We start from the raw sequence: 18477 nt of genomic DNA on the forward strand, positions 1-18477 counted from the left end.
GGTTCGGTGCAGTTAAAAAGGAATCCAAACATGCTTCAAGTCGAAAAACTGCATCAGTTCTACGGCGGCAGCCACATTCTGCGTGGGCTGTCCTTCGAGGTAAAAGTCGGCGAGGTCACCTGCCTGCTGGGCCGTAATGGCGTGGGCAAAACGACCTTGCTCAAGTGCCTGATGGGTTTGCTGCCGGTCAAGGAAGGCGATGTGCAGTGGGAAGGCCAAACCATCACCACACTCAAGCCTCACCAGCGGGTAAACGCCGGGATCGCTTACGTACCTCAAGGCCGGGAGATCTTCGGACGCCTGACGGTAGAAGAAAACCTGCTGATGGGCCTGTCGCGCTTCCCAGGCAGCGAGGCCAAAGAGGTGCCTGCGTTTATCTACGAACTGTTCCCGGTATTGCTGCAAATGAAGCATCGACGTGGCGGCGACCTGTCCGGCGGCCAGCAACAACAGTTGGCCATCGGCCGTGCCCTGGCCAGCCGCCCGCGCTTGCTGATCCTCGACGAGCCCACCGAAGGCATCCAGCCCTCGGTGATCAAGGAAATCGGCGCCGTAATCAAAATGCTCGCCGCACGCGGGGACATGGCGATTTTGCTGGTGGAGCAATTTTATGATTTTGCCGAAGAATTGGCCGACCAGTACCTGGTGATGTCGCGGGGCGAAATCGTGCAGCAAGGCCGCGGTGAAAATATGCAGACAGAGGGTGTGCGCGGGCTGGTTACGATTTAATCTTCGACGTTCTCTATGCGAAAAGTCCTACATATGAACTTACCCGCCAACACTGCATTGTTCACCCCCAGCTGGCATGCCGAGCTGGAGCTGGGCTATGGCCGTTTTGGCGACAGCACGCGCCCTGTCCTGCGCCGCCACCTTGGCCCGCTGCGGGTGCAGAAACACCTGTACGCCGAAGGCCCTGAAGTTTGCCAGCACATCATCGTCCACCCACCGGGCGGGATTGCCGGTGGCGACCAGCTGAATATCAGCGCCAGTGTCGGCCCCGGTGCCTGGGCACAACTGACCAGCCCCGGCGCGGCCAAGTGGTATCGCGCAGCGGGCCCTGCCTATCAGAACGTAAGCTTGAAAGTGGCCGCAGGTGCGACCCTCGAATGGCTACCGCAAGAAACCATCGTGTTCAGCGCCGCCCAGGCCGAGCTCACCACCCGCATCGACCTTGAAGGCGATGCGCGGCTGTTTTACTGGGACATGGTAGCGCTGGGACGACTGGCCAGCGGCGAGCGTTTTGAGCGCGGGCACTTTCAATCGCGGCTGGATATTCGCCGCGATGGCCAGTTGCTCTGGCATGAGCGCCAGCGCATTGTGGGTGGCGACGGGTTGCTGGATTCACCGATAGGCCTGGACGGCAACCCGGTGTTCGCCACCTTGCTGGTGACAGGTGAAATCAGTGCCGAGCTGCTGGAAACCTGTCGCTCGCTGCCCAATCCGGTACGCGGTGACTTGACCCAATTACCGGGTTTGCTGGTAGCCCGCTGTCTGGCGGGTGAAGCCTTGCAGGCACGGGCCTGGTTGATCGACTTATGGCGTTTGCTGCGCCCGGCGTTGCTGGGGCGCGAGGCGCTGGCACCGAGGATCTGGAGTACTTGAGAACAATGCAATTCAACTGTGGGAGCGGGCTTGCTCGCGATGCAGACACCGCGGTCTGCCAGTGAATCCGCGGTGATGCCATCGCGAGCAAGCCCGCTCCCACAGGGCACTTTTAACTTATTTGATACGGACTCCATCATGGACCTGACTCCACGCGAAAAAGACAAGATGCTGATCTTCACTGCCGGCCTGCTGGCTGAGCGGCGGTTGGCCCGCGGCGTGATTCTCAACTACCCGGAAGCCATCGCCTATATCTCGGCAGCCCTGCTCGAAGGCGCCCGCGATGGCCGCACCGTCGCCGAACTGATGCATTACGGCACCACCCTGCTGACTCGCGAGCAGGTGATGGAAGGTATCCCGGAAATGATCCCCGATATCCAGGTCGAGGCCACGTTCCCGGATGGCACCAAACTGGTCACTGTCCATCAACCCATCGCCTGAGGCTGCACCATGTCTTACGTTATTCGTGATGCCGTCGCGGCTGACCTGCCTGCGATTCGCGATATCTACAACGATGCGGTGCTCAACACCCTCGCCATCTGGAACGAACAAACCGTCGACCTGGACAACCGCCAGCAATGGTTTAACGCCCGTCAGGCCCAGGGCTATCCGATTCTGGTGATCGTCGACGCCGCCAATATCGCCCTGGGTTATGCCTCCTTTGGCGACTGGCGCCCGTTTGAAGGCTTCCGCCACACCGTCGAGCACTCGGTGTACGTCCACCCCGAGCAACGCGGCAAACGCCTTGGCCCGCAGTTGCTGACTGAACTGATCAACCGTGCCAGGGCCTGCGACAAACACGTGATGGTTGCGGCTATCGAAAGCGCCAACGCGGCTTCGATCCATGTGCACAAGCAGCTTGGTTTTGTTACCAGCGGGCGCATGCCACAAGTGGGAATCAAGTTCGGGCGCTGGCTAGACCTGACTTTTATGCAACTGATGCTCAACCCCGGCGCACTGCCACCCAAGGAGCCCGTGCAATGAACAGCGAACAGGTGGTGCGCGTCACGGCGCAGAGCTTTGCCCAATACCGCGAAGACCTGATTGCGCTGCTGCTCGACGCCGTGCAGCACGGTGCATCGGTGGGTTTTATGAACGACCTGGATCAACCCCAGGCTAGCCGCTACTTCAACGAGGTTCACGCGCAACTGGAGCAAGGCAACCTGCTGCTGTGGGTTCTGGTCGAAGATCAGCGCGTGCTGGCCAGCGTGCAACTGATCCTGTGTCAAAAGGCCAATGGCCTGAACCGCGCTGAAGTGCAAAAACTGCTGGTACTCAATGAAGTCCGCCGCCGCGGGTTAGGCCAGGTACTGATCCACGCTCTGGAGCAAGGCGCACGCGAACAGAAACGCGGGTTGCTGCATCTGGACACCGAAGCAGGCTCACCCGCCGAGAACTTCTACAGTGCGCTGGGTTATACCCGCGTCGGCGAACTGCCCAACTACTGCCAAAGCCCCAACGGCCATTACAGCCCGACCGCCATTTACTTTAAAACCCTGAGTGAGCCGCAATGATTCCAGGCGAATATCGCATTGAATCGGGTGAGATCGAGCTGAACGTCGGCCGCCGCACCTTGAGCCTGAGCGTGTCCAATCGTGGCGACCGCCCGATCCAGGTGGGCTCGCACTATCACTTTTTCGAAACCAACGACGCCCTGCTCTTTGACCGTGGCGACAGCCGCGGCATGCGCCTGAACATCCCGGCGGGTACGGCGGTGCGTTTCGAGCCGGGGCAGACCCGTGAAGTGGAACTGGTAGAGCTGGCCGGACTGCGCCGGGTGTTCGGCTTTGCCGGGCGGATCATGGGGGATCTGGATTGACCACAACACATCTTCCCCCTGTGGGAGCGGGCTTGCTCGCGATGGCATCTACACGGTTGTGCTGAAAGACCGCGTTGCCTGAATCGCGAGCAAGCCCGCTCCCACAACAGGTTTTCGGCGTTAACGATTCGTCTTAATTTTCAGGAACGCACAATGAAAATATCCCGTCAGGCCTACGCCGACATGTTCGGCCCCACCGTGGGCGACAAGGTTCGTTTGGCCGATACCGAGCTGTGGGTCGAGGTTGAACAGGACTTCACCACCTATGGCGAAGAAGTGAAGTTTGGCGGCGGCAAGGTGATTCGTGACGGCATGGGCCAAAGCCAGTTGCTGGCCAGCGAGGTGGTCGACACGCTGATCACCAACGCGTTGATCATCGACCACTGGGGCATCGTCAAAGCCGATGTGGGCCTGAAAAACGGCCGGATTCACGCCATCGGCAAAGCCGGCAACCCGGATATCCAGCCCAATGTGACCATCGCGATTGGCGCCAGCACTGAAGTGATCGCCGGTGAAGGCATGATCCTTACCGCGGGCGGCATCGACACCCATATCCACTTCATCTGCCCGCAGCAGATCGAAGAGGCGCTCAACAGCGGCGTAACCACCATGATCGGCGGCGGCACCGGGCCTGCCACCGGCACCAATGCCACCACCTGCACCTCGGGCCCGTGGCATATGGCGCGCATGCTGCAAGCCGCTGACGCATTCCCGATGAACATGGGCTTTACCGGCAAGGGCAACGCCAGCCTGCCACAGCCGTTGATCGAGCAGGTCGAAGCCGGGGCCATCGGTCTCAAGTTGCACGAAGACTGGGGCACCACACCAGCCTCCATCGACAACTGCCTGAATGTGGCCGATCTGTATGACGTGCAAGTGGCGATTCACAGCGACACTTTGAACGAATCGGGCTTTGTCGAAACCACCCTGGCTGCCTTCAAAGGTCGCACCATCCACACCTATCACACCGAAGGCGCCGGCGGCGGGCATGCCCCGGACATCATCAAGGCCTGCGGCCTGGCCAACGTGCTGCCCAGCTCCACCAACCCGACCCGACCCTTTACCCGCAACACCATCGACGAACACCTCGACATGCTGATGGTTTGCCATCACCTCGATCCGAGCATCGCTGAAGACGTGGCCTTCGCCGAAAGCCGCATTCGCCGCGAGACCATCGCCGCCGAAGATATCCTGCATGATCTCGGTGCGTTCTCCATGATCAGCTCCGACAGCCAGGCCATGGGCCGGGTGGGCGAAGTCATCACGCGCACCTGGCAGACCGCCGACAAGATGAAAAAACAACGCGGCCCGCTGGCCGAAGATACCCCGGGCAACGATAACTTTCGCGCCAAGCGCTATATCGCCAAGTACACCATCAACCCGGCGATCACCCACGGCGTAAGCCATGAGGTGGGCTCTATCGAGGTGGGCAAGTGGGCTGACCTGGTGCTGTGGCGTCCAGCGTTTTTCGGGGTCAAGCCGACGCTGATTCTCAAGGGCGGGGCGATTGCCGCCAGCTTGATGGGCGATGCCAACGCCTCCATCCCGACGCCGCAACCGGTTCACTACCGGCCAATGTTCGCCAGCTACGGCGGCTCGCGCCATGCCACTTGTCTGACGTTTATCAGCCAGGCCGCCTTTGACGCAGGCGTACCTGCGGCCCTGGGTTTGCAAAAACAGATTGCAGTGGTCAAAGGTTGTCGCGATGTGCAAAAAACCGATCTGATCCACAACGGCTATTTGCCCACTATCGAAGTCGACCCGCAGACCTATCAAGTCAAGGCCGACGGCGTGCTGCTGTGGTGCGAACCCGCCGATGTGCTACCGATGGCACAGCGCTATTTCTTGTTCTGACCCCCCCGTGTTTGCAGGAGGTTGGCGGCTGTATTGAAAAGACCCGTTTGGCGCTAAGATGCGTCACCTTTCAATACAGCCGCTCTTGCAGCAAGGTTCGTGGCCATGCGCCTATCAGAATTCATCGTGCACAATGTTGACCGTATCGTCGATGAATGGGAGCAGTTTGCCGAAACCATCACGCCCGCGGCTGAATCCATGAACAGCCTGGCGCTGCGCGACCATGCCAAAGAGATCCTGCTGGCCGCATCGCGGGACATGAACACCGCGCAAACCGCCAGCGAGCAGCAGGCCAAAGCCGAGGGCGAAGGGCCCGAAACCAGCCCGGCCCTGGATGAAGCTGCTGCCAGCCACGGCGAGCTGCGCCATACCGTGGGTTTTGATCTGGTGCAGATGACCTCGGAGTTCCGCCACTTGCGCGCCTGCGTGATTCGCCTGTGGGTCGCCAGCATCGACACCCCGGCCCTCTCCCACATGCAGGACATGATCCGTTTCAACGAAGCCATTGATCAGGCGTTGGCAGAGTCCACGGCAGCCTATGCCGAGCAGGTCAGTCGCTCGCGGGACATCTTCCTGGCCATTCTCGGTCACGACCTGCGCGCGCCGCTGCAGGCCGTTAGCATGTCCACCGAAATGCTGGAGCGCAAAGCCAGGCTCGATGCCGATGCGCAGACTTATGTACGGGCAATCAAAACTGGCGCGCGCCATATGGGCGCAATGGTCAACGACCTGCTGGAATTTGTGCGCAGCCGCTTGGGCAGCAGCCTGCCGATAGAGCCCAAGGCCATGGATCTGGCCCTCGCCTGCCAGGTAGCTCTGGATGAAGCCTGCGCCGGGCAGCCCGACTGCGCTCCGACATTGCACGTAGAGGGCGACGTGCAGGGCCATTGGGACCCGCGCCGGTTGGGGCAAATGCTGCAAAACCTGATCGGCAACGCACTGCAACATGGCGCCCGCAGGGACAAAGTGACACTCACCCTGAGCGGGGATGGCGATGAAGTGACCTTGCGCGTCCACAACCTGGGCCAACCCATTGCCGAGGACGCGATTGCCACTTTGTTCGACCCACTGGTGCGCAGCCCGAGCGAAGACATCAGCCAGCCGGGTACGTCGACCAGCCTGGGGCTGGGCCTGTTTATCATCAAGGAAGTGGTGGACGCCCACCAGGGGCGCATTGACGTGATTTCGACCGAAGCCGAGGGCACGACGTTTACCGTGGTGCTGCCCAGGAACGTTAAGGCTGTGTAGCCACTGACGAGGCACGAAGGCTGCGAGCGCTTGGGGGCACTTCGCAGCCCCATCGCAGTCTTCGTGCCTCGACAGCGGCTACATCACAAACCGTCCCAGTTGCTGCTTCAGCCGCTGGTTTTCAGCGCGCAACTGCTGCACTTCCTCGAGCAGGTCCAGCGCCAGGGCGACGCCTTCCCATTCCATTTGCAAATCATCCCGCAGCTTGGCCGCACGCCTGGCGGTGACCAGTTCGTAGTCTTCAAAGCGCCACACGTCTGGCGTGCGGCCCTGAGGTTCGATAATTCCGTGTTCGACAATCTCTATCACGTAAGTGGCCGAGATATTGGCCTCTTCGCAGAACCTTTCCATGTCCAGCTGAACGATCAGGGTGCTGCTCATGATCAGTTACTCCATTGGGCTCTCGGGTCAAATGCGGCTTTATCGGCGAGTTCTTGCCACAACGCTTTGGTGGCTTCGTCGCCATGGGTCGGCATGACCACTTTCAATTGGGCATACAAATCACCACGCTGGCCTTGCTTGTCGCTCAAACCGTGGCCCTTGATGCGCATACGCTGACCGCTCTGGCTGTCTGGGCGAATGGTCATCATCACCTTGCTGGTCAGGGTCGGTATCGCCACCTTGGTGCCCAGCGCAGCTTCCCACGGTGCCAGCGGCACAGTGATGACCAGATCGTGGCCTTCGACATCGAATTTCGGGTGCGGCGCAAAGCGAATGATCAGGTATAGATCACCATTGGCTGCACCACCCATGCCCGGCGCGCCCTGCCCTTTAAGGCGGATGCGCTCGCCGTCGGTCACACCGGCCGGAATCTTCACGCTCAGGGTCTTGCTGGTATCGCCGATCTGGAAGCTGATCTGCTTCGACTCACCAGACAGGGTTTCTTCAAGAAAAATCGGCAATTCCATTTCTACATCCTGCCCGCGACGGCCCGCACTGCGGCCCGACTGCCCACCAAAGCCATTACCGCGCGAACCGAAGATCGAGCTGAAAAAGTCCGAAAAATCGCCATTATTCTCGAAGCCACTGCTGGAGTGACCCTGCCAGCCAGGCGGCCCCTGGAACGGCTGACCATGTTGACCATATTTACGAATTTCATCGTATTCAGCACGCTTTTCGGCGCTTTTAAGCGCTTCATACGCTTCGTTGACGTCCTTGAACTTGCTCTCGGCGTCCTTTTCCTTGCTCACATCCGGGTGATACTTGCGCGCCAGCTTGCGATAGGCGGTCTTGATCGCCTTATCGTCCGCCGTGGGCTCGACACCCAGGATCTTGTAATAGTCTTTGAAGTCCATGTAAGGATCACCATCCGTTATCAATATCGCGCTGCTCCGGTCACCCAGAATGCTCCAGTTGACCGGCCTGTCGATTGACCGATCTCAAGAGCAGCGCTGCAAAAGTTTATCGGCAGCCTACGGGCTTCACGCAATCGCCTGCTAACTACCAAGCCAATGACTGGAAGTTTGGGGATGAAGGATAGTCTTTCAAGTGGATTAAAACCTGCGATTTAACGATTAGTCGTGCTTCGATTCTTTGAGCGTCTGACATACACTGCGCGGCCGTTTTTTAACCGGAACACGAAAGACATGAAAAGCGCCTCTCCAGCACGTGCCTGCGGTATCGACTTCGGCACGTCCAACTCCACCGTCGGCTGGCTGCGCCCAGGCGTGGAAACCCTCATCGCGCTGGAGGACGACAAGATCACCCTGCCCTCAGTGGTGTTCTTCAATATTGAAGAACGCCGCCCGGTGTATGGCCGTCTGGCGCTGCATGAGTACCTGGAAGGCTATGAAGGCCGCCTGATGCGCTCGCTCAAGAGCCTGCTGGGCTCCAAGCTGATCAAGCACGACACCAGCGTTCTGGGCACAGCTATGCCCTTCAAGGACTTGCTGGGGCTGTTTATCGCTCAGCTTAAAAAGCGCGCCGAGGCAACCGCCGGTCGAGAATTTGAAGAAGTCGTACTGGGCCGCCCGGTATTTTTCGTCGATGACGACCCCCTGGCCGACCAGGAAGCCGAAAACACCCTGACCGACGTGGCCCGCGCCATCGGTTTCAAGGAAGTGTCCTTCCAGTACGAACCAATCGCTGCGGCATTTGACTACGAGTCAACCATTGAGCGCGAAGAGCTGGTACTGATCGTCGACATCGGCGGTGGTACGTCCGACTTCTCGCTGGTGCGCCTGTCGCCCGAGCGCCGTGGCATGGACAACCGCCAGGACGACATTCTCGCCACCGGCGGTGTGCACGTGGGCGGTACCGACTTCGACAAACAACTGAGCCTGCAAGGCGTGATGCCGCTGTTCGGCTACGGTAGCCGCATGAAAAGCGGTGCCTACATGCCTACCAGCCACCACATGAACCTGGCGACCTGGCACACCATCAACTCGGTGTACGCGCAAAAAACCCAGATCGCCCTGAACAGCATGCGTTACGACATCGTCGACACCGGCGGTATCGATCGCCTGTTCAAGCTGATCGAGCAACGTGCCGGTCACTGGCTGGCGATGGAAATCGAAGAAACCAAGATCGAACTGACCCATAACGACAGCCGTCACTTGCTGCTGGATCGGGTTGAGCCGGGACTGAGCGTGGACCTGAGCCGGGCAATGTTTGAAGCGTCCATCGACAACCAGCTGGAACGTATCCGCAACAGCGTGACCAACCTGCTCACCAGTGCGGGCGTGGGTGTCGAGCAAGTCGATACGGTGTTCTTCACCGGTGGTTCGAGCGGTATTCCGGCGTTGCGCCAGAGCGTCTCGGCCATGTTGCCTAATGCCAACCATGTTGAAGGCAACATTTTTGGCAGCATCGGCAGCGGTTTGGCGATTGAAGCTAAAAAACGTTACGGCTGATCCCTCTGTAGCAGCTGCCGAAGGAACGAGGCTGCGTTCGGCGGCGAAGCCGTCGTGAAACCGGGCACTGCCGAGTGTCACTTGAACTCGGTATTCCGGGTTTACGGTCGCTACGCAACCGAACGCAGCCTCGTTCCTTCGGCAGCTGCTACGAGGATGTGCGTTAACCGTTAAACCAACCCCACCTGCTTCAACTCGCTCTTCAAATACGCGTAGTAAATCGGTCCAGCCACCACACCCGGCAGGCCGAAGGCTGCCTCAAATACCAGCATCGCCAGCAGCAATTCCCAGGATTTGGCGCTGATCTGCCCACCCACGATTCTGGCGTTGAGAAAGTATTCCAGCTTGTGGATAACGATCAGATAGCCCAACGCGCCCACCGCCACCCAGATCGACAACGACAGCCCGACGATGGTGATCAAGGTATTGGAGATCAGATTACCGATCACCGGCAGCAAGCCCAGCAGGAAGGTCAGCACGATCAGGGTTTTGGTCAGCGGCAGGTGTACACCCAGCAGCGGCAGGATCACGGCCAGGAATATCCCTGTAAACGCAGTATTGAGTAGTGCGATCTTGATCTGAGCAAACACGATATTGCGAAACGCCTGTACCAGCAGGTGCAAACGTTCGAACAGAGCAGCCGACAGCGGCTTGCGGCGGCTGATATCGGGAATGCTCTGCAAGGCCATGATTGCCCCCAGCACCATGCCGATCAGCAAGGTCACGAACATGTGCGCAGCGTCTTTGCCCACCAGTTGCAAATCGCTGAGGTGCTTATTCATCCATTCGCCAATGGCGACACGAAACTCTGCTGCGCTGGCTGGCAGGTAGCTGTCCAGAAACGGCGGCAATTGCCCGCGTGCCCGGTCAACCACGACCATGAATTTATTCAGTGAGGCACCTGGGTTTTCGGCTTCATGCAGCAAAAAGCTGATCGCCCCGGCAAAGATCAGCGCCAGCACACTGACGATTACCGTGCCCAGCAACGCCACCGCCAACCAGCGCGCACGTCGCCCGGCAATCAGGCGCTGCAATTGGGGGGTGAGCATGTTGACCAGTTCGAATACCAACAACCCGGCCAGCAGACTGGGCAACAAACGCAAAGGAAAAACCAGTAACAGGCCGCCAGCAATGATGATGTAACTGGCCAATATGATGTGACGCTGAGAAAACGTTGGCATACAGCCTCAAAACTGACAGCGTGAAAGGACAGGCAGTCTGCCAGCCTTCGGCGGGGAGCACTAGAATTTCAAACTTTACCGTAGCAGCTGCCGAAGGAACGAGGCTGCGTTCGGCGGCGCAGCCGTCGTAAAATCAGGCACTGCGGTGCACCAGTCAAACCCGGCTCTCAGGGTTTACGACGACTTCGTCGCCGAACCCAGCCTTCGTTCCTCGGCAGCTACGAGATACGTGCAGGCCTTTGAAGCTATTTTTTCTTCAGGCAATCACTCATAAAGGCTTTGCGTGCGTCACCCTTGAGGGCCTGGGTGCCAGCCGTAGCGTTGCAGGTTTTCATCTTGTCCTGCTGGGTTGCCGGTTTGGCTTTGAGGCAGGTACTCATAAAGGCTTTGCGCTCATCCCCCTTGAGGGTTTTTGCACTGGCGTCAGCGTTACAGGTGGTCATTTTGTTTTGTTGAGCGGTGGCCGCAAAACCTTGGGAACACAGCAGCAAACCGATCAACAGCAGAGGCACACGCAGCATTTTCATGGAGTTTTCTCCTTATTGGCGCGCCAGATTGCAGCGCGATCTCCTGAAGTGTAGACAAACTCTGTTACAGCACACGTGCTTGGCGCCGATACTGCTCTGGCGTACACCCGGCCTGACGCGCAAACATTGCGATAAACGCCGATGAGGTGCTGTAACCCAGATCAAACCCCACGTCCTGCACGCTGCGTGCAGACTCCAGCGCCTCGATCGCCGCCAGAAAGCGCAGGCGCTGACGCCACTCGCCAAAACTCATGCCCAACTCGCGTACAAACAGCCGCGCCAGCGTGCGCTCGCTGACATGTACCTGCTGCGCCCACTGGCCTAACGATCGGTTATCACCAGGTGCCTGTTGCAGCGCCTGGAGCACCTGCAACAAACCTGGATGGCTGGCATAGGGCAAGTAGCACTGATGCACCGGTGCCTGGCGCAATTGGTCGACCAGCACCTGCGCCAGGCGAATATCCGCCTCGCTCTCAGGGATATTGATATCACGACGGGCGAAGTCGCTGAGGATGGCCTTGAGAATATCGCTGATGGCCAGGGTTACCGGGGTGCTCGGCAAGTGCTGACAATGAATGGCATCCAGATACACCGAACGGTAAACAATCGCCTGAGCGTTATAGGCACTGTGCTCGGTGTTGGGCGGGACCCAGACTGCGTACTGCGGCGGCGACATAAAGCGCCGACCATCGACCTCAAAGCGCATCACCCCGTGGGCCACGTAATCCAGTGAACCCCAGGCATGCTCGTGCGGTATGGCATGGCTATGGGCTTCGATCTCGGCGTAGCGAAAGTAAACCGGCGCAGGCAAGCCATCAAATTCGGGGACGCTGATCAGATTCTTGCGCATGTGTCTGGATTCGGCATGAGGTTGGCTGGATCGAAGTATAGGCTTGCAGACAGACAGGCGGATAATCAGCGCTTATTAATTCTGTAGTTGTCACTGATGCAATACGCCTATCCCCTACTGGCCATTTTTATCTGGGCCGGCAATACCGTTATCAACAAACTGGCTGTAGGAGCGATCTTTCCGTCCGAGATCGGCTTTTACCGATGGCTGCTGGCTGGCCTGCTGTTTACCCCGTTTATGCTCAAGCCGGTTATAGCCAATTGGCCTGTTATCCGCCCCAATCTAGGCAAGATCTTCGTCCTCGGCGTGCTGGGCATGGCCGTGTACCAAAGCCTGGCTTACTACGCGGCGGCCAGAACTTCAGCGACCAATATGGGGATCATCCTGTCATTGATGCCGCTGATGGTGCTGGCCATGTCGATCATCAGCCTGGGGCAACGCTTGACTGCCGGGGCATTGGTGGGGGCCATCGTGTCGTTTGCCGGGGTACTGGTGGTGGTATCGAGCGGCAGCCTTGCAGCCTTGCTCGATCACGGCCTTAACCTGGGCGATGCGATGATGCTGATCGCCACCCTGGCCTATGCGATTTACAGCACCTTGCTGAAGAAATGGCAGTTGCGCCTGCCACCGCTGCAAATGTTGTATATGCAGGTGCTGGTGGCAATTGTGGTGTTGTTTCCGCTGTACCTGGCCTCCCCCAAGGTCGGCCCGACGGTGCACAACATGGGGCTGGTGCTTTATGCCTGTGTGCTGGCGTCAATGATCGCGCCGCTGGCCTGGATGAAAGCCGTGGCCACACTTGGCCCGAGCCGCACCACGCTGTTTTTCAACCTGCTGCCTCTGATTACCGCGCTGATTGCGGCGCTGGTATTGAAAGAGCAGTTGCATGCCTACCACCTGATTGGCGGTGCGCTGACGCTGGGCGGGGTGATTCTTTCGGAGCGCTGGACTACGCCACTTAGAAAAACCTGAGAACACTTCTGAACCCACAACCTGTAGCCGCTGCCGCAGGCTGCGATGGGCAGCGCAGCGGCCCTCGAAGGGCCTACGGCCCTTATCGCAGCCTTCGGCAGCGGCTACATTAGTTCTGCAGTGTTTACTTCACCGTTTTAGGCACTTTGCCCTGCTGCATTTGTTGCAGCAGCGGTGCGCACTGGTTAGGTTCGCCGCCGCTTGGCGCAACCAATGCCAGCAACCCTGCCGCCGGGCCTGCAATCACTCCCAACGCCACCATGCCTGCACCACGCAACAGCAACGGCACCGCTTGCACACCCGCCGACGGACTGGCGAAGGTGCCGCGCACATACAGCGGTGAGCGCAGCGAGAACAAACGCAGGCCTTTGGACTCAGGGGTAATCTTCAAGTCGAGCTGTTCGGTGGCCAGGTTGATCGTGCCGTCGATGTAGATAATCGCGTTCTCGGTATCGAACACGAACAGCCGGGTGCTGGCCAGACCACTCTTGATCCCCAGGTCTGCTGCTGCGCAGTTGATCTTGACGTCTTCGTCGCCAAAGATTTTGCCCACCACATAGTTACCCACGTTCAACCCGGCAATTTCCATCAGGCTGCGGCTGATGGCGCCGTCATTGATGATCATTTTCAAATCACCATTGGCGGTGCCCAGCAACTTGGCGACCGAATTGCCGGTGCCGGCAATCGTGGCATCACCATTGAGTTCGCCGAAGCTGGTTTTCATCGGCTCAAAGGTGGGGAACAGCTGCTTGAGCTTGAAGTTACGGGCAGTCAATTTGGCGCTGCCTGTCAACGGCGTGACACGGCCATTGAGTCGAATCTGCGCATCCAGCTTGCCGCCTGCCACGCCAAAGCGCAGCGGCTCAAGGCTCAGCTCACCGTCATTGAGCACAAGATGAGTGTAAAGGTCGGTAAATGGCAGCTCCGCACTCTGCACGATGCGCTTGCCGGTGAGTTCAACGTCGGCATCCATGTCGCGCCAGCGCTCAGTGCGAAACTCTTCGACCGGCAGTACCTTACCAGCCGGTTGTTTGCTCTCGCCGCCACGGGCTTTTTGTTTGGTGTTGGAGTCAGCACCAATCAGCGGCGCCAGGTCAGCCAGCAGCAATTGGTTGGAGACCAGCTTGCCGGACAACTTTGGCCGCGGCTGGCTGGCCAGGTATTGCAGATCGCCGTGAATATCACTGCTGCCGATCTTGCCGTTGAAGTTTTCATAAGTGAAGGTCGCACCACCCGGCTCATGCAGCTTGGCAATCAAGTGCCCATCGGTTGAGTACGCCGGCGAATCGGGCAAGGTCACGCCGGTCAGCGGATACAGGTTAGCCAGGCTGGTGCCGGACAGCTTCAGGCGCAGGTCCAGCGCCCCAAGATTCAATGGGTCAGTCAAGGTCCCGGCAAGCGCCACCTGGGTATCGGCAATGCTGACTTGAGCTTGCAGCGGGAAAGGCTGATTGGCATCTTGCAGCGCCAGCAGGCCGCCGATTTTGCCAGCGCCGCTGAGCTTCTGGCCGTGGTACTGGCCTTTGACCTTCAGGGCGAACGCATAGTCTTGCGGCTTGGCGCCTTTTTCCATGACCTTTTTCGCGTCAGTTTCGCCGACGATTTCGCTAAACGGGATCGGCTTGCCCAATGGGTCAATCAACACATCCAGCTGAGTTTTGAGGATCTGGTCATTGAGGGTCACGTGCCCCTTGTCGAACCCAATGGCACCGATATCTAGCGTCCAGCTCGAGGGCTCGGCGTTCGGGTCCTTGGGGTCGAAGGTAAAGGTCCAGTTCGCCCGGCCATCAGCCAGCCGTTCAAGGCTGGCGCTGGGCTCGGTCAGGTTTATACGCGGGATATCCACGGTTTGGGTCAGCAGCGCCAGCGGCGACAGGCGTAGCTCTACTTTTTTCAGGCTGGCCATTTGCGGGGTTTTCGCCCACTCGGGGTTGCCCAGCGTCAGGTCCTGAGCGATCACATGCGGCCACGGCACCCAGGCACGCCAGCCTCCTTCGTCCTCTTCACGCTGCCAGCGCACAGCCAGGTCACCGTTAATGGCAAACGGGCGATGAAGGACTTCAGACACTTTGGTGTTGATGGTCGGCTTGATGCGGTTCCAGTCGAAAGTAGCGAGAACCACCACCAGCACAGCGACCAGCAGAACGAATACAGAGCCTGTCCAGGCAAGGGTTTTACGGGTGCGCGTCATGTCACGGCTCCTTGATTACGACTGAACGTCCCAGTTACGACGCCTGTAAATGTACGACTGGCAAAGACGTCTCAAGGTTTAACCCTGCCACGTCTTTCGTGAAAAAAACCTCAAGAACCGCAGGCTAGAGCCACCGATCCTGAACAATCAATTCTGTCGATTATCACCATTGGCCGTATGAACTTTGATATCCGGTAGCCAAGCGTAGCATTGCCACCACACCTACTTGATTGCACTGCTACGGAGCACACACCATGAAACGCCCAGTATTGTTTGGTCTTTCCCTTTCACTTATGGCCTTCAACGCTTTCGCTATGCCTGCCGACGAAGAGCCAACCCCAATGGTACAGCCTGCATCAAGCACTCTGAGCCAACCGCTCAACCCGGTTGCTGAAGACGGCGCACAACGTACCCTTGATCAGCAAAAAAGCGTTGCTGAAGATGGCTACGATCGCACCCCAAGCAATCAGTTTGTTGCCGAAGGTGGCGCTGATCGTTTGGCAGAAAGGAATCAACGTGCCAGCTAAATCGATCCATGTAGTCGCTGCCGCCAGGCTGCGATAAGGGCCGCAGGACCTTCAACATCCTGGGGCTGCTACGCACCCCATCGCAGCCTTCGGCAGCGGCTACAAGGGATTGATCAAATTTGCTAGAGTGCGCCGCTGTACTTGTCTGGAATACCAGCCCCGATGCTCCCTCGCGCCGAACAGAAACAACAAACCCGCCTTGCGCTGATGGATGCTGCCCGCCACTTGATGGAGTCGGGTCGCGGCTTTGGCAGCCTGAGCCTGCGCGAAGTCGCCAAAACGGCTGGCATCGTGCCCACCGGCTTTTATCGCCACTTCAGCGACATGGACCAATTGGGCCTGGCGCTGGTCAGTGAAGTCGGCCAGACTTTTCGCGAAACCATTCGCCTGGTGCGTCACAACGAACTGTTCATGGGCGGCGTGATCAACGCCTCCGTGCGTATTTTTCTCGACGTGGTCGAGGCCAACCGCTCGCAGTTTTTGTTTCTGGCCCGCGAGCAGTACGGCGGTTCCCAACCGGTTCGTCAGGCCATTGGCGCCCTGCGCGAAGACATCACCTCGGACCTCGCGGCAGACCTTGGCTCCAAGCCAAAATTGCAGCATCTGGACCACGCGGGCCTGACCGTGATCGCCGATCTGGTGGTCAAAAGCGTGTTTGCCGCCCTGCCCGATGTCATCGACCCGCCTGCAGACACCCTGCCCGACCACCTGCAACCCCAAGCCAAAATCAGCCAACAACTGCGCTTTATCTTTATCGGGCTCAAGCATTGGAAAGGCTTGGGCAGCACTGAATAATTGCAAGCGCACTCTGTTGGTGCGCCATGGCACCCATTACGCACTAATTTAGAACAGCTTCATCTTCCTGCACTCTTTTTGGGCCTGCATTTGCGGTTTACACCCGGGTTGGCAAGCCCCTTGCTCTGACCCAGGTAATGTCAATTGCAGGAAGCTTTCCGATGTTGGTGATTCATCGCAGAATCCAGGCCCACCCCGTGTGGAGCGCCGAGCTACACCTCAACTTCGAAGCCCGTAGCAAGAGCCGCCTGCGCTGCTTCAGCAGCAGTGGCGAAGATGTCGGCCTGTTCCTTGAGCGCGGTCAGGCGCCCTTGCATGACGGCGAATTTCTCCAGGCCCAGGACGGGCGCATCGTGCGCGTCTGCGCCAGCCCCGAAAAACTGCTGCATGTCACCTGCAGCAATGCCTTTGAATTGACCCGCGCTGCCTATCACCTGGGCAACCGTCACGTCGCCCTGCAAGTGGGTGATGGCTGGTTGCGCCTGCTCGATGACTACGTGCTCAAGGCCATGCTCGAGCAGTTGGGCGCTCACACCGAAGCCATTGAAGCGCCGTTTCAACCGGAACACGGCGCCTACGGCGGCGGTCACCACCACTCCCGTGCGGGCGAAGAAGACTTCAACTACGCCCCGAAGCTGCATCAGTTTGGTGTGCGCTTGTGAACCCGGCCTGGGCGCTGCTGCGCCTGGCCAGCCCGCAGTTGCCGATTGGCGGCTACAGCTACTCCCAAGGGCTGGAAATGGCCGTCGAGAATGGCAGCGTAGGTGATCCGGTCGCGGCTTCACGCTGGATCAGTGATCAACTGCTGCTCAATCTGGCCCGTTTCGAAGCGCCGTTGCTGCTGGCCCATTGCCAAGCAGCGGCCGATCAGGACTGGAGTGCCTTGCAGCGCTTGTGCGATGAGCATCGCGCCAGCCGTGAAACCCGTGAGTTGCATCAGGAAAGCCGGCAAATGGGCTACTCCCTGCAACAATTGCTCACTGGTTTGCCGGAACTGGACGAGCCCGCGCGGATGTTTCTCGCACAACAGACTGAACCGCATCTGGCGCTGGGCTGGGCATTGGCTGCCCGCGCCTGGAGCATCAGCCCACAGGATGCGCTGGCTGCCTGGCTCTGGAGCTGGCTGGAAAACCAACTGGCGGTGCTGATGAAAACCCTGCCATTGGGCCAACAGGCAGCCCAGCGCATGACCAGCGAGTTGTCCCCCGCCTTGCAGCAGGCACAACAACACGCCAGTACTCTCGACTTATCCCACTTGGGCAGCGCCGCTTTCGGCCTGTCATTGGCGAGCATGGCCCACGAGCGCCAGTACAGCCGCCTATTTCGTTCCTAGGAGAATGTAATGAACACACAGCCTTTGCGAGTTGGCATCGGTGGCCCGGTGGGCTCCGGCAAAACCGCACTGACCCTGGCCCTGTGCCTGGCATTGCGCGAAAAGTACAACCTGGCTGTCGTGACCAACGACATCTACACCCGAGAAGATGCCGATTTTCTGGTGCGCAACGAGGCGCTGGCTCCGGAGCGCATTATTGGAGTTGAAACCGGTGGTTGCCCGCATACGGCTATTCGCGAAGATGCGTCGATCAATCTGGAAGCCGTGGATCAACTGAACCGACGTTTTCCGGGGCTGGACCTGATTCTTGTGGAGTCGGGTGGGGATAACTTGTCGGCGACTTTCAGCCCGGAACTGTCCGACCTGACGATCTACGTGATCGACGTGTCGGCGGGGGACAAGTTGCCGCGCAAGGGCGGGCCGGGAATCTGCAAGTCGGACTTGCTGGTGATCAACAAGATCGACCTGGCGCCGCTGGTGGGCGCGTCGCTGGAACTGATGGACAGCGACACCCGGCGCATGCGCGCAGACAAGCCGTTTGTGTTCAGCAACCAGAAGACCGGGCAGGGCCTGGACACCATCGTGGCGTTTATCGAGCGTCAGGGGTTGCTGGTCAAATAGTGCTGAAATCATCTGTGGGAGCGAGCCTGCTCGCGATGGCCGCGACGCGGTACATCATAAAAACGCAGTGATGCCATCGCGAGCAGGCTCGCTCCAACAGAGTTG

The 18477-nt window shown here is 58.9% G+C and carries 21 protein-coding genes; 15 read left to right on the forward strand and 6 right to left on the reverse strand.

Translation table 11 applies throughout. The features are described from left to right. Window positions 1–30 precede the first annotated feature (30 nt). From urtE to V6L79_RS00545, 8 genes are all read left to right on the forward strand, one after another. Window positions 31–729: an urea ABC transporter ATP-binding subunit UrtE gene (gene urtE, locus V6L79_RS00510; RefSeq protein ID WP_338579673.1), complete on the forward strand. Its 699-nt coding sequence runs from the start codon at window positions 31–33 to the stop codon at window positions 727–729. Between the two features lie 33 nt (window positions 730–762). Then, window positions 763–1602 carry an urease accessory protein UreD gene (locus tag V6L79_RS00515; RefSeq protein WP_338579674.1) on the forward strand — a complete coding sequence of 280 codons (840 nt, stop codon included), beginning with the start codon at window positions 763–765 and terminating at the stop codon, window positions 1600–1602. A gap of 138 nt (window positions 1603–1740) precedes the next feature. After that, window positions 1741–2043 (forward strand): urease subunit gamma, encoded by a 303-nt coding sequence (ureA, locus tag V6L79_RS00520; protein ID WP_261739931.1) that lies wholly within the window; start codon window positions 1741–1743, stop codon window positions 2041–2043. Window positions 2044–2052: 9 nt separating this feature from the next. Continuing rightward, on the forward strand, window positions 2053–2586 hold the full coding sequence (locus V6L79_RS00525) for a GNAT family N-acetyltransferase (RefSeq protein ID WP_261739932.1): 534 nt from the start codon (window positions 2053–2055) through the stop codon (window positions 2584–2586). Beyond that, window positions 2583–3116, forward strand: coding sequence for a GNAT family N-acetyltransferase (locus V6L79_RS00530; RefSeq protein ID WP_261739933.1), 534 nt, complete (start codon window positions 2583–2585; stop codon window positions 3114–3116). Before V6L79_RS00525 ends, V6L79_RS00530 begins: the two co-directional genes overlap by 4 nt. Then, entirely contained in the window at window positions 3113–3421 is a 309-nt protein-coding gene (locus V6L79_RS00535) for an urease subunit beta (RefSeq protein ID WP_261739934.1), read from the forward strand. Before V6L79_RS00530 ends, V6L79_RS00535 begins: the two co-directional genes overlap by 4 nt. Before the next feature lie 153 nt (window positions 3422–3574). Then, complete coding sequence (gene ureC / locus V6L79_RS00540; protein WP_261739935.1) at window positions 3575–5275, forward strand: urease subunit alpha; 1701 nt, start codon at window positions 3575–3577, stop codon at window positions 5273–5275. A gap of 105 nt (window positions 5276–5380) precedes the next feature. Next, complete coding sequence (locus V6L79_RS00545; RefSeq protein WP_338579675.1) at window positions 5381–6523, forward strand: HAMP domain-containing sensor histidine kinase; 1143 nt, start codon at window positions 5381–5383, stop codon at window positions 6521–6523. A gap of 78 nt (window positions 6524–6601) precedes the next feature. On the opposite strand, the gene V6L79_RS00550 is transcribed toward V6L79_RS00545, so the two are convergent. Next, a complete protein-coding gene (locus tag V6L79_RS00550; RefSeq protein WP_338579676.1) occupies window positions 6602–6904 on the reverse strand; it encodes a chaperone modulator CbpM in 303 nt (100 codons plus the stop codon). Between the two features lie 2 nt (window positions 6905–6906). After that, window positions 6907–7818: a curved DNA-binding protein gene (gene cbpA, locus V6L79_RS00555; protein ID WP_261739938.1), complete on the reverse strand. Its 912-nt coding sequence runs from the start codon at window positions 7816–7818 to the stop codon at window positions 6907–6909. 291 nt (window positions 7819–8109) lie between these two features. Here cbpA and V6L79_RS00560 point away from each other — a divergent pair, with 291 nt between their 5' ends. Beyond that, window positions 8110–9375, forward strand: coding sequence for an Hsp70 family protein (locus V6L79_RS00560; protein ID WP_261739939.1), 1266 nt, complete (start codon window positions 8110–8112; stop codon window positions 9373–9375). Window positions 9376–9545: 170 nt separating this feature from the next. On the opposite strand, the gene V6L79_RS00565 is transcribed toward V6L79_RS00560, so the two are convergent. The 3 genes from V6L79_RS00565 to V6L79_RS00575 form a co-directional block, all read right to left on the reverse strand. Next, window positions 9546–10556, reverse strand: coding sequence for an AI-2E family transporter (locus V6L79_RS00565; RefSeq protein WP_261739940.1), 1011 nt, complete (start codon window positions 10554–10556; stop codon window positions 9546–9548). A 245-nt stretch (window positions 10557–10801) separates the two neighbouring features. Beyond that, entirely contained in the window at window positions 10802–11083 is a 282-nt protein-coding gene (locus V6L79_RS00570) for a PsiF family protein (protein WP_261739941.1), read from the reverse strand. A 64-nt stretch (window positions 11084–11147) separates the two neighbouring features. Continuing rightward, window positions 11148–11933, reverse strand: a complete 786-nt coding sequence (locus V6L79_RS00575) for a helix-turn-helix transcriptional regulator (RefSeq protein WP_338579677.1) — start codon at window positions 11931–11933, stop codon at window positions 11148–11150. A 96-nt stretch (window positions 11934–12029) separates the two neighbouring features. On the opposite strand from V6L79_RS00575, the gene V6L79_RS00580 reads away from it, so the two are divergent. Next, window positions 12030–12905 carry a DMT family transporter gene (locus V6L79_RS00580; protein ID WP_261739943.1) on the forward strand — a complete coding sequence of 292 codons (876 nt, stop codon included), beginning with the start codon at window positions 12030–12032 and terminating at the stop codon, window positions 12903–12905. 124 nt (window positions 12906–13029) lie between these two features. On the opposite strand, the gene V6L79_RS00585 is transcribed toward V6L79_RS00580, so the two are convergent. Then, complete coding sequence (locus tag V6L79_RS00585; protein ID WP_338579678.1) at window positions 13030–15096, reverse strand: AsmA family protein; 2067 nt, start codon at window positions 15094–15096, stop codon at window positions 13030–13032. Between the two features lie 254 nt (window positions 15097–15350). Between V6L79_RS00585 and V6L79_RS00590 the strand changes: the two genes are divergently transcribed. The 5 genes from V6L79_RS00590 (at window position 15351) to ureG (ending at window position 18372) form a co-directional block, all read left to right on the forward strand. After that, window positions 15351–15623 (forward strand): hypothetical protein, encoded by a 273-nt coding sequence (locus V6L79_RS00590; protein WP_261739945.1) that lies wholly within the window; start codon window positions 15351–15353, stop codon window positions 15621–15623. Window positions 15624–15785: 162 nt separating this feature from the next. Further along, window positions 15786–16418 carry a TetR family transcriptional regulator gene (locus V6L79_RS00595; RefSeq protein WP_046809184.1) on the forward strand — a complete coding sequence of 211 codons (633 nt, stop codon included), beginning with the start codon at window positions 15786–15788 and terminating at the stop codon, window positions 16416–16418. Between the two features lie 161 nt (window positions 16419–16579). Then, window positions 16580–17080 carry an urease accessory protein UreE gene (ureE, locus tag V6L79_RS00600; RefSeq protein WP_261739946.1) on the forward strand — a complete coding sequence of 167 codons (501 nt, stop codon included), beginning with the start codon at window positions 16580–16582 and terminating at the stop codon, window positions 17078–17080. Further along, a complete protein-coding gene (locus V6L79_RS00605) occupies window positions 17077–17751 on the forward strand; it encodes an urease accessory protein UreF (RefSeq protein WP_261739947.1) in 675 nt (224 codons plus the stop codon). Before ureE ends, V6L79_RS00605 begins: the two co-directional genes overlap by 4 nt. A 9-nt stretch (window positions 17752–17760) precedes the next feature. Beyond that, window positions 17761–18372: an urease accessory protein UreG gene (gene ureG / locus V6L79_RS00610; RefSeq protein WP_261739948.1), complete on the forward strand. Its 612-nt coding sequence runs from the start codon at window positions 17761–17763 to the stop codon at window positions 18370–18372. The last annotated feature ends 105 nt before the right edge of the window (window positions 18373–18477 follow it).

The organism is Pseudomonas sp. ML2-2023-6 (genome assembly GCF_037055265.1).
Lineage (GTDB): Bacteria > Pseudomonadota > Gammaproteobacteria > Pseudomonadales > Pseudomonadaceae > Aquipseudomonas > Aquipseudomonas kulmbachensis.